General features: G+C 32.8%; 14 protein-coding genes. 7 read left to right on the top strand and 7 right to left on the bottom strand.

Going from position 1 to position 15069, the window contains the following annotated elements; all coding sequences use genetic code 11:
- Positions 1-103: 103 nt before the first annotated feature.
- A complete protein-coding gene (locus ABW637_RS17565) occupies positions 104-766 on the bottom strand; it encodes a hypothetical protein (RefSeq protein ID WP_367586028.1) in 663 nt (220 codons plus the stop codon).
- A 107-nt stretch (positions 767-873) separates the two neighbouring features.
- On the opposite strand from ABW637_RS17565, the gene ABW637_RS17560 reads away from it, so the two are divergent.
- The 3 genes from ABW637_RS17560 (at position 874) to ABW637_RS17550 (ending at position 4879) form a co-directional block, all read left to right on the top strand.
- The gene (locus ABW637_RS17560) at positions 874-1389 is read left to right on the top strand and encodes an RNA polymerase sigma factor (protein WP_367586027.1); all 516 of its coding nucleotides are present in this window, start codon (positions 874-876) and stop codon (positions 1387-1389) included.
- 71 nt (positions 1390-1460) lie between these two features.
- Entirely contained in the window at positions 1461-2366 is a 906-nt protein-coding gene (locus tag ABW637_RS17555) for a FecR family protein (RefSeq protein ID WP_367586026.1), read from the top strand.
- Positions 2363-4879, top strand: coding sequence for a TonB-dependent receptor plug domain-containing protein (locus ABW637_RS17550; protein ID WP_367586025.1), 2517 nt, complete (start codon positions 2363-2365; stop codon positions 4877-4879). Before ABW637_RS17555 ends, ABW637_RS17550 begins: the two co-directional genes overlap by 4 nt.
- Here the strand turns inward: ABW637_RS17550 and ABW637_RS17545 are convergent.
- Both ABW637_RS17545 and argS read right to left on the bottom strand, forming a co-directional pair.
- Positions 4876-5343 (bottom strand): GNAT family N-acetyltransferase, encoded by a 468-nt coding sequence (locus ABW637_RS17545; RefSeq protein WP_367586024.1) that lies wholly within the window; start codon positions 5341-5343, stop codon positions 4876-4878. The genes ABW637_RS17550 and ABW637_RS17545 overlap by 4 nt on opposite strands.
- A gap of 144 nt (positions 5344-5487) precedes the next feature.
- The gene (argS, locus tag ABW637_RS17540; protein ID WP_367586023.1) at positions 5488-7269 is read right to left on the bottom strand and encodes an arginine--tRNA ligase; all 1782 of its coding nucleotides are present in this window, start codon (positions 7267-7269) and stop codon (positions 5488-5490) included.
- Positions 7270-7411: 142 nt separating this feature from the next.
- Here argS and ABW637_RS17535 point away from each other — a divergent pair, with 142 nt between their 5' ends.
- The 4 genes from ABW637_RS17535 to ABW637_RS17520 all read left to right on the top strand — a co-directional run bounded on the left by ABW637_RS17535 (position 7412) and on the right by ABW637_RS17520 (position 11125).
- Positions 7412-7843: a hypothetical protein gene (locus tag ABW637_RS17535; RefSeq protein ID WP_367586022.1), complete on the top strand. Its 432-nt coding sequence runs from the start codon at positions 7412-7414 to the stop codon at positions 7841-7843.
- The gene (locus ABW637_RS17530) at positions 7840-8967 is read left to right on the top strand and encodes a glycoside hydrolase family 53 protein (RefSeq protein WP_367586021.1); all 1128 of its coding nucleotides are present in this window, start codon (positions 7840-7842) and stop codon (positions 8965-8967) included. The genes ABW637_RS17535 and ABW637_RS17530 overlap by 4 nt, the downstream gene beginning before the upstream one ends.
- A 26-nt stretch (positions 8968-8993) precedes the next feature.
- Complete coding sequence (locus tag ABW637_RS17525; protein ID WP_367586020.1) at positions 8994-10421, top strand: SDR family oxidoreductase; 1428 nt, start codon at positions 8994-8996, stop codon at positions 10419-10421.
- Between the two features lie 80 nt (positions 10422-10501).
- The gene (locus ABW637_RS17520) at positions 10502-11125 is read left to right on the top strand and encodes a chromophore lyase CpcT/CpeT (protein WP_367586019.1); all 624 of its coding nucleotides are present in this window, start codon (positions 10502-10504) and stop codon (positions 11123-11125) included.
- Here ABW637_RS17520 and ABW637_RS17515 read toward each other — a convergent pair whose 3' ends face one another.
- The 4 genes from ABW637_RS17515 to ABW637_RS17500 form a co-directional block, all read right to left on the bottom strand.
- Positions 11126-11536 (bottom strand): RrF2 family transcriptional regulator, encoded by a 411-nt coding sequence (locus ABW637_RS17515; protein ID WP_367586018.1) that lies wholly within the window; start codon positions 11534-11536, stop codon positions 11126-11128. It lies immediately after the preceding gene.
- Between the two features lie 7 nt (positions 11537-11543).
- Positions 11544-12470, bottom strand: coding sequence for a citrulline utilization hydrolase CtlX (ctlX, locus tag ABW637_RS17510; RefSeq protein WP_367586017.1), 927 nt, complete (start codon positions 12468-12470; stop codon positions 11544-11546).
- 93 nt (positions 12471-12563) lie between these two features.
- Positions 12564-13478 carry a dimethylarginine dimethylaminohydrolase family protein gene (locus ABW637_RS17505; RefSeq protein ID WP_367586016.1) on the bottom strand — a complete coding sequence of 305 codons (915 nt, stop codon included), beginning with the start codon at positions 13476-13478 and terminating at the stop codon, positions 12564-12566.
- Positions 13479-13677: 199 nt separating this feature from the next.
- On the bottom strand, positions 13678-14964 hold the full coding sequence (locus tag ABW637_RS17500; RefSeq protein ID WP_367586015.1) for a citrate synthase: 1287 nt from the start codon (positions 14962-14964) through the stop codon (positions 13678-13680).
- Positions 14965-15069: the final 105 nt, after the last annotated feature.

Genomic DNA, 15069 nt, shown 5'->3' with positions numbered 1-15069 from the left:
AAATGATTTTAGCATTATTTTAACTTTTTGTTTAACAATTTACACAATAAGTTAAACAAAAAAAGCCACCAAACAGGTAGCCTATTCTATTGATTTACAATCATTAACCATCGTTTTCATCACATTCGGGTGCTGCATCTAAGATTTTACTTAACAACTCACTATTATGTTGAGCGCCCACATTTTCTCCATTATGAAGTACTAAATTTATAGGGTAATTAATACTTACAGAAATATTATCTCTAACATTAGACATAAAATTAAACATCTGAGAATCATGACCTATTTCTATGGTATTTAATTGATTTGAATTACTATCAAAGGTTGAGATAGACATGGGGTACACAAAATCTATACATTCTATATCATCGTCCTCTGTTTTACAAAGACCCCTAAAAACCTCTAGTTCGGCGTTGTTTTCTACAATTTTTTCTACATGATCAGATTGAGTGATTGTAACGGGGAATGAAATTTCTATAACATCTGTATTCAAAAAACCTTGATAATCAACTACGTCATTAATTACGAACTCATCTCCATTTAATAAGATAGTATAGGGAAGATTAATACTAAAACAATTCCCTCTATCCACAATATCATCAAATGAACCGTCATGTGTTACTACATTCTTCATCAGACTCGCTAGCTGCGAATTCCTAGGAACTGTATTATCTACGTTAGGATCTATGAATTCTCTTTCTTCTTCCTGGCAGGATGCCAATAAAATCATAATACTTACAAAAAAATATAAATTCCAATTCTTCATTTTCTAATCATTTGTTTCAAACACTCTAATTTAAGGTATAACAACATACTTCCATAAATTCCTACGTATCAATGCTATTTTTTTTAATTTTAACAAAAATATTAATAATGCCTAAAGACTTATTTGACAATGTTTGTGAAGAAAACATATTCACAGTACTTTTTCAGAAACATTCAAAAGAACTACATGACTTCATATATTATAAATATGGAGAACATATAGATGCAAAAGACAAAGTACAAGAGGCGTTTATAAAACTATGGGACAACTGTAAGAAAACTCCACTTCAAAAGGCAAAAAGTTTTCTATTCACCGTTGCCAATAATTTATCACTAAATCAAATAAAACACAATAAGGTAAAGCTAAAATATCAACAAGTAGATCACAAGGATAGAACTAACGAAAATCCTGAATTTATTTTACAAGAAAAAGAATATCTACTAAAATACCAAAAAGCACTTTCCAACCTTACTGAAGCACAACGTGTAGCATTTCTTCTTAATCGAGTTGAAGGGAAAAAACACAAAGAAATTGCAGATTATTTGGGAATCTCTAGAAAAGCCGTTGAAAAAAGAATTTATGGAGCATTAGAAAAGCTAAGAAAAGATATTGATGGTATATAAAACGATTAAACGTCAAATAGATAGGGTAGGAATTTTTAAAGGAAGATTGTTATATATATAGAAATCTTGTTATGAAAAAGAAAGATCTCATAAAAAAGTGGTTGGACAATGAACAACTCACTCATACAGAATCAGAGGCGTTTAAGAACTTAGACGCCTATGGTTCGTATGCTAAAATATCTGAAACGGCAAAAAGATTTAAATCTCCGGAATATGATGTTGACCAAAATTTACAGAATTTAAATGCTACGTTATCAAATCGCAAAAGTAACACCAAATCCCAAAAAATATCGACTATATTATTAAAAATAGCTGCTCTATTTGTTTTAGGCATTGGCACCTATTTTACATTTTTTTATACTACTGACACCTCTGTTAATACGATAGCAAGTGAGAAAAACTCTGTTGAACTTCCTGATCATACTATAGTTAAGATTAATGCGCTTTCTACAATTAAATACCAAGAAAAAGACTGGGAAAATAATCGTAAAATCAAACTGGATGGTGAGGCCTATTTTAAGGTTGCCAAAGGGAAAAAATTTGACATATACACTTCATCTGGTAGTATTAGTGTATTAGGCACAGAATTTAATGTAAAACAAAGAGACAATTACTTTGAGGTTACGTGTTATGAGGGCCTAGTAAGTGTTACCTATAATAAAAGCAACGTTAAGCTTCCGGGAGGCAAGGCATTTAAAGTGATAGACAATAAAATCCATACTACTACAACAACTCTTGTTGAACCGGATTGGATTAAGGGCCGAAGTACTTTTTCGAGCACACCATACCGCTATATTCTTAAAGAATTAGAAAGGCAATATAATGTAACCATTATTGCAAAAAACATAGATCAAGATAAACTTTTTACAGGTAATTTTGTACATTCAAATATTCAAACTGCATTACAATCTATAACCATACCGATGCGTTTGAAATATAAGATGAATGACAACAACATAACCCTGTATAAAGAGTGATCAAAACCAAAATCACAGCTTTACTTATTACGTTTTTTTTTGCTTCATATCAGACCTATTCACAGTCAGATCAGGATTCTTTATCACTTTTTTCAATATTAAACCAGACCCAGGAAAAATTTAATTGTAGCTTTTCCTATGTAGATGATGATATCGAGGGAATACAAATTGAAAAACCTTCGGACACATTTACGCTTAAAAAAACTATTGAATATTTAAAACGCAGTACCCCACTTGACTACACTTTTTTAGATGATAAGAATATTGCCATTAGTCGTAAAAACAAAAAAAATGAAGTGTGTGGAGTTTTAAAATCCATTACGGACAACAAAGAATTGGCAAACGCAACAGTACAAAACAAGGCTGGTGCCACAATTAGCAATGAAAATGGAGAATTTAGATTTACTGTTGAAAATCCTGAAGAGCTTATAAAAATTAATTTTATAGGCTACAAAACCCTGGTGATTTCTGCTAAAGATCTTTTAAACACACCCTGTACTACAATTTACCTTACCCCAGAAGTTCAATACTTGACCGAAGTAATACTTAATGATTATTTAGTCAAAGGGATTGATAAGAAATCAGATGGATCAGTTATTATTGACTATACTGATTTTGGTATACTACCAGGGCTTATAGAACCTGATTTATTACAAACTATACAAGCCTTACCGGGTATACTAAGTGTAGAGGAAACGGTTTCCGATATTAACGTAAGAGGGGGGACTAATGATCAAAATCTTATTCTCTGGGATGGAATTAAGATGTATCAATCTGGTCATTTTTTTGGTCTTATCTCGGCATTTAATCCATATCTAACAAAAAATGTTCAGCTCATCAAAAATGGGACTAGTGCTAGTTATGGAGATGGTATTTCTAGCGTTATAGCCATGAATACAACAAATGAAATTAATCAAAACCTGGATGCCAGTTTAGGCATCAATATGATAAGTGCAGATGCTTATATTGATACTCCGTTAGGCAAGAAATCGTCTTTGCAGCTATCTGTGCGAAAATCAATAAGTGAATTAGTAGAAACCCCAACATATACACAATTTTTCGATAAGGTTTTTCAGGATTCTGAAGTGATAAACACGGCCGAAAATGTTTTTAATACAGAGGATGAATTTTCGTTTTATGACACAAGTCTACGGTGGCTATACCAATTAAGCTCTAAAGATTTACTCAAAGTAAACGCTTTACTCATAAGAAATGATCTCATTTTTGAAGAAAACACGTTAATCAATCAAATAAATATAGCCAGAGAAAGTAGTATAAAACAAAACAATAGTGCCGGAAGCATCTCGTATCAAAGAAATTGGAATGAAATTTTTAAAAGTGAATTACTTATTTACGGCACAAACTACAATCTAGAAGCGATTAATTCTGACATCCTAAACAACCAACGTTTATTACAAGACAATGAGGTAAAGGAAGGTGGCTTTAAATTAAATAACTTACTTAAGCTAAGTACTAGTTTTAATTTAAAAACCGGATATCAATTTAATGAAACCGGAATATCTAATCTAAGAGATGTTAGCAATCCCACTTTTAGGGATTTTACCAAAGAGGTTATTCGTACCAATAGTCTTTTTTCTGAGGTTGAATATAAATCAAAAGATAATAACACCCATCTTAACTTAGGTGCTCGTCTTAATCATTTTGATAAATTTAATGATTATTTTCTCGAACCCCGTATTAGTTTTAATCATAGGTTTTACAACCATTTTACTGTTGAAGCTCTTGGTGAATTAAAAAGCCAGGTGACTAGTCAAATTATCGAATCACAAAATGATTTTTTAGGAGTGGAAAACAGAAAATGGATACTCTCTAATGATGAAAACATTCCAATACTTAAAAGTAAACAAATTTCTTTAGGGCTAAGTTACAACCACAATAATTGGTTAATCAGCACTGATATATATTATAAAAATGTGGATGGCATTATAAGTCAAAGCCAGGGGTTTCAAAACCAATTCGAATTTATACAAGACCATGGTAGTTATACTGTTAGAGGAGTCGATTTTTTGATAAACAAAAGGTTTAAAAACTTCAGCACTTGGTTTAGCTACTCATATGCCAAAAATGACTATACTTTTAATAGACTCTTCGAGATTGATTTTCCGAATAATATCGACATCACACATAATATTAATTTTGCCCTTACGTATACTTTAGAAAATTTTAAATTCTCTAGTGGTATAAACTGGCATAGTGGCAAACCAACTACACTGCCTATTGCTGGTAATGAAATAGAAAATGGCAATATCAATTATCAAGATCCAAATCGAGGTACACTAAACGATTATATTCGATGGGATGCTTCCGCTACCTATAACTTTAAAATCAACAATAAAATTAAGGGCCTGGCAGGAGTTTCTATATGGAATATATTAAGTCAGGAAAATATTGTTAATAATTACTACAAAATAACTCCTGAAGATAATGTAGAAGAAATTAAAGAGTTTGGCCTGGGATTTACGCCCAATGCAGTAATAAGGATTAACTTTTAAAGGTGTTTAACTCCGCTGTAGCTTACAATTTTTTCACCGCCAACAACCTCTACTTCATTTTTGATAATCTTAAATCCATTTCTCTCAAAAAAAGGTTTCGTAAGCATATTGATTTGAGTCGTAAGGGTTTGAATGTTGGATTGTTTTGCTACTTCTTCTATAGTTTTATACAAATCTTTAGCGATACCATGTCCTTGATAATTCTGATGTACAAAAACATACTCTATATTACCAAATGTATCCATAGAGAATGAACCTACAATTTCTCCATTAAGCTTTGCATTATAAATAAAGTCTTTTTTAAACTTTTTTTGCCAATACAATTTATTAGTAGCTAATCGAGAATATATTTTGATTTCGGATTTAGTAAATAACATGGCACCATAGGTCGTTACCGTTTGATAAAATAAACGTTGCATTAATGGTAAATCAATATCGGTTGCTCTACTTATTTGATGCTTCATAGTACTAAAATATAAAACTGGTTACTTTAATAACAGTCAGCCCCTATTTTTTCCTCTTCTCTTCGGATAAAATGATTAAAAATTCGTTGTGTTGCAATAAATACCAATAATTATCGAATTTTCCAAGTAAATTACTGGTTTTTACTACATTCTATTAGGGACATTAATCCCTAAAAGTTTAAATGCCGATTTAATTGTATTTCCTACCGACTTTGAAAGTTGTACTCTAAACAGTTTTTCTTGATCAGAATCTGCTCCAAATATAGATACATTCTGAAAGAAAGAATTATAACTTTTTACTAGATCATAGGTGTAATTTGCAATTATAGCCGGACTAAGGTCTTTTGCTGCATTCTGTATAATTTCTGGATACAGTTCGAGTTGTTTAATAAGTTCTTTTTCTTTTGGATGCAAAGCAATATCATTAATCGTTTTGGTATACTCAAAATCTTCTGCTTTACGAAGAATTGCCTGAACCCTAGCATAGGTATATTGAATAAACGGCCCTGTATTACCCTGAAAATCGACAGATTCTTCTGGATTAAAAAGAATACGTTTTTTAGGATCTACTTTTAGAATAAAATATTTTAGTGCACCTAGACCAATGGTATCGTATATATCTGTTCTTTCTTCTTCTGTATATCCATCTAGTTTACCGAGTTCCTTAGATATTTCACTCGCAGTTTTAACCATTTCTACAATCAGGTCATCGGCGTCAACTACGGTACCCTCTCTACTCTTCATCTTTCCGCTTGGCAAATCTACCATTCCGTAACTTAGGTGGTGTAAATTCTTAGCCCAGTCGTATCCTAGTTTCTTTAAAATCAGAAACAATACTTTAAAATGATAATCCTGTTCGTTACCTACGGTATAGATCATTCCGCCAACGTCGGGGTTATCTTTAACACGTTGTATAGCGGTACCAATATCTTGTGTCATGTATACCGAAGTCCCATCACTACGTAATACTAATTTTTCATCAAGCCCTTCATCGGTTAAATCGCACCAAACGGATCCGTCTTCTTTTTTAAAGAAGACTCCTTTTGCCAGACCTTCCTCGATATTATCTTTACCCAGCAGATAGGTATTACTTTCATAATAATAGCTATCAAAATCTACTCCAACCGTTTTATATGTTTGATCAAAACCTGCATATACCCATTCATTCATCATTTTCCAGAGTTTCACAACTTCTGGATCTCCCGTTTCCCATTTTCGAAGCATTTCCTGGGCTTCAATCAAAATTGGAGCTTCTTTTTTCGCCTCTTCTTTAGATTTTCCCTGAGTTTCTAATTCTGCAATCTGATCTTTATAGATCTGATCAAATTTTACATAATAGTTCCCTACCAGTTTATCTCCTTTAAGGCCTGTTGATTCTGGAGTTTCCCCTTTTCCAAACATTTTCCAGGCAAGCATACTTTTACAAATGTGTATCCCCCTATCGTTAATAATCTGGGTTTTATATACTTTTTTACCACTTGCTTTAATAATCTCAGCAACGGCATATCCTAAAAGAATATTTCTAATATGTCCAAGATGTAATGGCTTGTTTGTATTGGGGGAAGAATATTCTACCATAACTGCCTTATCACCTTCTACCGGAGTCCCAAATCCAAAATGATCATCATCTTTTATATTTGCAAAAAAATCAAGATAGTAGGAATCTGAAATTACAAGATTTAAAAACCCCTTAACAACATTATAACTTTTAATTTCTTCTACTGTATCCACAAGAAGTTTACCAACAGCTTCGCCTATTTGAACCGGGTTTCCCTTAACCACACGAAGCATAGGAAAAATCACCACAGTTATATCCCCCTCAAACTCCTTACGTGTAGCTTGTAATTCTACAGATTCCAGAGTAGCATTATACAACTTGTGTATTGCCGTTTTTACATTTTCTGAAATGGTATGTTGTAAACTCATACTTTATAAATAAAAGATCATTAAAATAAGATCCCGCTCTACAGCGGGATACGTTTCACTTAATTAAGCTGCAAAGATAATAGAAATAATAGTGTCTCACTACGCGTTTTGGTATGATTTCGTTATCTTGGTATAAAAAAGAATGCTAGTCAATAACTCCTATAAGGATCCCGAGTTAATTCGGAGAATCAATAATGAAGTTGGTCCTCCTTTTACTCTGTTAGAGCGCATAAAACTAGGAGGTATTGGATCACCCAAACTTCATATTACAACTAGCAGTATAGAAATACATAATTTACTAATACTAGACAGCAGCATTAAAACCTGTAATATAGAACTACGCCCACAAGGGATTTTGGTTGGTTTTGGAGTACGATTAGAAACCTATCTTTTAATTATTCCGTTTTATAAATTAAATCTTTATAAAGGAAAAGCTGAAGAATATTCAATACATAAAGATCATTATTTTATAAAATTTAGAGCTTCAAAAAGTGATAAAGCAATACACGCATTTATAAAAAAAGTACTGGCGTATAAAGCAGATAATCAACCTACAAATATTGAAGACTTATGATAAAAAAAACACTATTATTCTTGTTGGTTCTAATGATTATCGGGTGTTCTGAAGATGATAAAAATGAAGAGGCAATTCCGGATTCTGTAGAGAGCAAAATATTGTATACCGGAATGGACTTATCTTTTCAATCAGAACTAGAATCCTATACCCTGGAGTATCGTGATCAAAACAGAAATCCAGTCAATCTATTAGACTATGTAACCTCTAATGGAACCAATCTTATCCGTTTACGTTTATGGCATACCCCAGAGAACGATTTAAATTCTTTAGAAAAAGTAAAGAGTTATGCTCTAAAGATTAAATCAAAAGGTGCCGATTTTTTGCTAGACATTCATTATTCTGATACCTGGGCAGATCCGGCTAATCAAAAGCCTCCTGCATCCTGGAATACGATGACTAATCAAGAAATCAAAACTGCTGTTTATACCTATACGAAAAAGGTAATTCAAGAATTAAAAGACCAGGGGACACCACCAGATATTGTTCAGATTGGAAACGAAACCAATTCGGGTTTTTTATGGAACTATGGTAAAGTATGGGATGAATTTGTAGATAATTGGCCTTTTTATGTCGAGCTTTCAAATCAAGGGTATCGAGCAATAAAAGAAGTAGATAGTACTATAAAAACGATGATCCATATAGCAGGTTTTTCTAATGCCAAGTTGTTTTTCAACAAATTTGAAGAAAACAATGGTAATTATGACATTATAGGACTCTCCTATTATCCACAATTTCATGGCAAAAACTTGACAGATTTCCAAAATAGTATTAATGATCTTGCCACTACTTTTGATAAAGATATTTTTCTTGCCGAAATATCATATCCCTTCACTTTAAATTGGAATGACAATCAAACTAATTTTATAGGGCAAAGTGATCAGATTCTATCTCGATTTCCGGCTACACCTACTGGGCAAAAAGAATACTTAGCCTGGATCGTACACATTATTAAAAACATCCCTAATGATCACGGTCTTGGTTTTTGCTATTGGGCACCAGACTGGGTTGCCTTCAGCGGTAACCAAAACACCTCTACTAAAGGATCATCCTGGGAAAATCAATGCCTTTTTGATTTTGATTTAAATGCATTACCTGCAATAGATGTGTTTAAAGACAATTAATTTCTTTGTAACTTATACCTAAAAACATGCGTATTCTTCTTACTGGAGCCAATGGATATATAGGACTACGGTTATTACCTTTACTAATAGAAGCTGGTCATGAAGTTATTTGCTGTGTTAGAGATAAGAATCGACTTTCTATTGATTTAGAATTGAGACATAAAGTTGATATCATAGAGATTGATTTTCTTGAAAAACCAAACCCAAATAAGCTCCCAAAAAATATCAATGCAGCTTATTACCTTATTCATTCAATGAGTTCTTCTACACATGATTTTGATGAAAAAGAAGAAGTATCTGCCAAAAACTTCAATACATATGTAGAAAACACGAACATTAAACAGGTTATTTATCTAAGTGGTATTGTAAATGAAAAAAACTTGTCGAAACATTTGTGGTCAAGAAAAAATGTTGAAGAAACCCTATATAAAGGAAATTATAACCTTACCGTATTAAGATCAGGAATTATTGTTGGATCTGGGAGTTCTTCATTCGAAATTATTCGCGATTTATGTGAAAAACTACCTTTAATGATCACTCCAAAATGGGTAAATACCAAAACGCAACCTATTGCGATTAGAGATGTATTAAGCTTCATGACCGGAGTTTTGGGTACTATCGACTGTTATAATGAATCCTTTGATATTAGTGGACCTGATATTTTGACATACAAGCAAATGCTTAAATTATATGCAAAAGTTAGGGGAATCAAAACATTCATCATTACGGTTCCGGTAATGACCCCAAAATTATCTTCATACTGGCTCTATTTTGTTACCTCAACATCATACAAACTAGCTTTAAATCTGGTAGATAGTATGAAGATTCCTGTAATTGCAAATGACACTCGATTACAAGAAATACTAAGGTTTTCACCTATGTCTTATACTAAAGCTTTAGAATTGGCATTTATTAAAATCGAGCAAAATCAAGTGGTTTCAAGCTGGAAAGATTCGATGATCAGCGGACGATTCAAAAAGGATATTCAACGTTATGTAACCGTACCAAAACGTGGTTGTCTTACAGATAAGAAAAAAATAAAAGTTACAAATCCCGAAAAAGTAATGGATCGCATTTGGGCCATCGGAGGTAAAACAGGATGGTATTATGGAGATTGGATGTGGAAAATAAGAGGGTATTTGGATAAATTTTTTGGAGGAGTAGGTCTTAGACGAGGAAGAACTCATCCCGATAAAATTTTCTCTGGCGACGCATTAGATTTTTGGAGGGTATTAGTCGCAGACAAAAGCAACAAACGTTTATTACTTTTTGCAGAAATGAAAGTTCCCGGTGAAGCTTGGTTAGAGTTTGATATTGATGAGAAAAATGTTCTACACCAAACCGCTACTTTTAGACCAAAAGGGATTTCGGGGAGAATGTATTGGTATCTTATGGTCCCTTTTCACTACTTTATTTTTGGAGGGATGATTCGAAGAATTGCCTCAAAAAATTAATTTTACTAGGACAAAACGTTTAGTTTTATCGATAAATTGCTTATTTTTTCATTTTTTCGTATATTTAATAAAACCTCTAGATGAAGCAATTTTTATGCATTGTTTTTATACTACCCTTACTTTTTAGTTGCAACTCTAAGGATGTAACAGATCCCGAATTACACGACTTGGTATCGTTATTAGCCGGAGAATTCTCTAATGAAGAACAAGCTAAAAATGATGCGGGATTTGCCCATCTTAATTTGACAAATATCGAAATCTGGAAAGATAAACCCGGGTATTGGTTATACTCTGAAGTATCTGATGCAAAAGAGAAAAACTACATTTATAGTCAAAGAATATTAAATTATGAAAGATTAGATTCTTTTATTTTTAAAAATACAAGCTATAGTATACGTAATGCCAAAGACTATAAAATTGGACAAAAGGATAAACATGTTTTTAACCAATTAACCTTAGATAGTTTAGAGATAAGAGAGGGCTGCCAAGTGTACTTCGAAAAAAATACATCAACAATATATTCAGGAAAAACCAAGAAAAAATCTTGCTCTAGCACTACAGGTCATATCGAGTATATTTCTAGTAATTTTGTAGTTAGTAGTGATAAAATATCTATTTGGAATAAGGGTTACAACAAAAAGGGAAAACAAATATGGGGAAAGATTAAAGGTCCTTATATATACAAAAGAAAAAGGAAACAATAATCAATCTGTAAAGTCTGCCAAAGTTTTGTTTTCCAACACTTTTAAAGTACTATCCCTTACTTCAATCATTAGGCTATGTACTGCACAACGTTCTTCATCTGGGCAATCATCGCATTTTTCATAAAAATTAAGACTAACACAAGGCAACATCGCTATAGGCCCTTCTAAAACTCTAATTATCGAAGCCATAACAATATCTTTAGGTTCTTTTATGAGATAATACCCTCCTCCTTTTCCTTTTTTTGATCCTAAAAAACCATTTTTTCTTAAGGTTAATAATATACTTTCTAAGAATTTTTGGGATATGTTTTCGTTTTGTGCTATCTCAGATATCTGAACAGGATGATCACACCTTTTTCTGGCAATATAAGTAAGCGCTTTAAGCCCGTATTTTGTTTTCTTTGAAAGCATATCTATTTTATTCCTTAGGAAGAAACACTTCTGCCATCATGCATCTTGCACTACCACCACCCAATGTTTCTATTATATTAAGATCACTATGTGAAATATCACAATGCTTTTCTATCTTGGTTATTTGATCTTTGGTTAAACTATTAAATGCTGCCGATGACATTACAAGATAGCGCTTATCTTCTGAACCTGCAACTTGCAACATATTACCAGCAAACTGGTTTACTTGATCCTCAGAAATTGCAATAATCTCTTTACCATCATTCTTTAAATGACTAACCAGGTTTTTTCGTTCTTTTTTATCGTCTATGCAATCGAGACATACAACGGCAAACGTTTCACCCACGCCCATCATTACATTAGTATGATAAATAGGAAGTCTATCTTCGTCTACAGTCTGATAGGCTGTAAATATTACCGGAGTATACTCAAAATCTTCACAAAATTCGATTAACAGTTCTTCATCAGCACGGGGAGAAAGCGCACAATATGCTTTTCTATGTACACGATCTAAAACAAGACTACCTGTGCCTTCAAGAAATACTCCTTCATCTTCTGCTTCGGTATAATCTATAACATTCTTTATCTTAAACCCAGAGGACTCAATACGGTTTAAAACTTCAGGTCTACGTTCTCTGCGACGATTAACAGCAAACATAGGATACAACCCTATATCTCCATTCTCATGAAAAGAAATCCAATTATTTGGAAAAATAGAATCCGGAGTATCATTTTCTGGATTATCATCGATTACAATAACATTGACTCCAACACTCTTCAATACGATAACAAATTCATCAAATTCATGTTGTGCTTTTGTGTTAGCATCTATAATGCCTGCATCTTCTTGGTAGTAATTATTAACTGCCGTTTCTTCATTCATCCTAAATTTCACCGGACGAATCATTACAATAGTATCTGTTACCTGTTTCATCTGTTTATTTTATTTTTTATTATCCGACAGATGGAATTCGCCAATAATCGTACCGGTTGGTTTTGACCGAATCAATTTGGCTCATTTCATGATCTAATCTCGTATTAATGGCATTGTTGAACAACGCAATAAACCTTCTTGTTTTGCAATTTCTGCATAAGGTACTTCTTCGACAGTAATATTAAAGCTTCGAAGCCACGCATTTAATCGAGTAAAATTTCTTTCTGAAATCACCACATCTTCTGCAATAGAGAAGATGTTAGAATTCATATGATACATTTCATTTTTATCAATATGGAATAGGTTTTCTTTTCCAAAAAAATCAACCAAGTATTCATAATCTAAGGGATCTCTAAAGCCTTCTTTATGAATAATTGCTTTATCCTTTCCTACTGGTTGAAAACAACAATCCAAATGCAAAGCGTTATCCCTTGGATCTTTCATAGATTTATTAAGATCAAACTCCTTTACTGTTTTGTTTGGAAATAGTGACTTAATATATGCTACTCCCTTCATGTTAGTTCGAGCTACAATACAATCGGGATAATCTTCACCTTTATAGGTACCTATAAAAATATGATCATTATGAATCATAATATCCCCTCCTTCAAAATGAATATCATCAGAAGGAGCCTTATATACTTTATCAGAGTCTATCTCATCAATTACATGCTGAATTGCCTTGATTTCTTTTTCACGATCTGGTAGTATATTTGCCTTTATAAATTTATCTTCTATAACCAAGGCAATGTCTCTTGCAAAAATCTGATTATACTCCTGTATAATTTCTGGTCGATATACTTTTACATCGTATTTTTTAAAAACTTTGGCTACGGCATCCATCTCTGCAACCATATCGTTTTCTTTAGGGTATGTACCCGCTTTAATATGCTCTATAGACTTAGGATCATATGCCTCTTCTAGTTTTGGAACCGGACCATTACTAGTAGCCGTTCCTAATACAACCGCTCTAAGTCTTGATGTTTCGTTCTGTATATTTAAGTTCAAAAAAATAAGTTTTAAACGTTAGTTTGAGTAGTTACGCAAATATATGAAAGTGACATTTTTAACATAAGGATTTCTTTAAAAAAATAACCTGTTTTTTATCAAAACTCTAAAATCAGTTTGATTAAAGCTCGTATTTTAAAGATTCAATAAAAAAAGGCGTTGAAAACTTTCAACGCCTTTGCATATTTATTGTGATATCTTAGCGGTCTGCTATAGACTTAAACGCTCTATAATTTTCGCCGATATATATTTGTCTTGGTCTACCTATTGGTTCTTTGCGAAGACGCATCTCTCTCCATTGAGCAATCCAACCTGGTAATCTTCCTAATGCAAACATTACTGTAAACATTTCTGTAGGAATCCCCAAAGCTCTATATATAATACCTGAATAAAAATCTACATTAGGATATAATTTTCTTTGTACAAAATACTCATCCTTTAATGCAACCTCTGCCAATCCCTTTGCTATATCAAGTACCGGATCTTCTATCCCAAGATCTCCCAATACTTCTTCGGCAGATTTCTTGATGATTTTTGCTCTGGGGTCAAAATTCTTATATACTCTATGACCAAATCCCATTAAACGGAAAGGATCATTCTTATCTTTAGCTTTATTTATATACTTAGCTGTATCGCCTCCATCTTCTTTTATAGCTTCAAGCATTTCTATTACGGCTTGATTTGCTCCACCATGTAAAGGACCCCATAATGCAGATATTCCTGCAGACAATGACGCAAATAATCCAGCATGCGAAGAACCAACTATTCTTACTGTAGAGGTAGAGCAATTTTGCTCATGATCAGCATGAAGAATTAATAGTTTATCAAGTGCATCATTTACAATTTTATTTGCCTTATAGGTCTGATTAGGCTTTGCAAACATCATTTTGTGCAGGTTCTCTACATAACCAAGAGAATTGTCTCCATAATCAAGTGGAAGGCTTTTTCTTTTTCTCATTGTCCATGCTGCTAGCACAGGGAATTTCGCTAATATTTTAACAATAGCACCATACATTTCTTCTTCAGAATCTACATCTACAGATGCAGGATTAAAAGCAATCAATGCACTTGTTAAAGAAGATAATACCCCCATCGGGTGAGCACTTTTAGGAAAACCATCTAAGATTTTCTTCATATCCTCATCTACCTGAGATTCTTCTTTAATATCCTTATCAAATTTTTCTAATTGTTCTGCTGTTGGTAATTCTCCAAAAATCAACAAATAACAAACCTCGAGAAAGTCTGCTTTCTCTGCTAGTTCTTCAATAGAATATCCACAATATCTCAGGATTCCTTTTTCTCCATCAAGAAAAGTGATCGCACTTTGACAACTACCTGTGTTTTTATAACCAGGATCTATTGTAGTAACCCCGCCAGTTACCCCTCTAAGTGTCTTAATATCAATTCCTAATTCGTTCTCTGTTCCTTCTATGATTGGAAACTCATATTTATTACCGTCGATTTCTAACGTAGCTATTTTTGACATATGATTATTTAGAATTTTGCTGTTATTGTAAGGGCTGCTAAAATACGAAATATAGTGTTAATATAGTATTAATCATTGCATGATTTTTAGCCTTATGAAGCTATT

The organism is Aquimarina penaris, assembly GCF_040786285.1.
Classification (GTDB): Bacteria; Bacteroidota; Bacteroidia; order Flavobacteriales; family Flavobacteriaceae; genus Aquimarina.
This window is presented reverse-complemented; position numbering and strand designations above follow the sequence as displayed.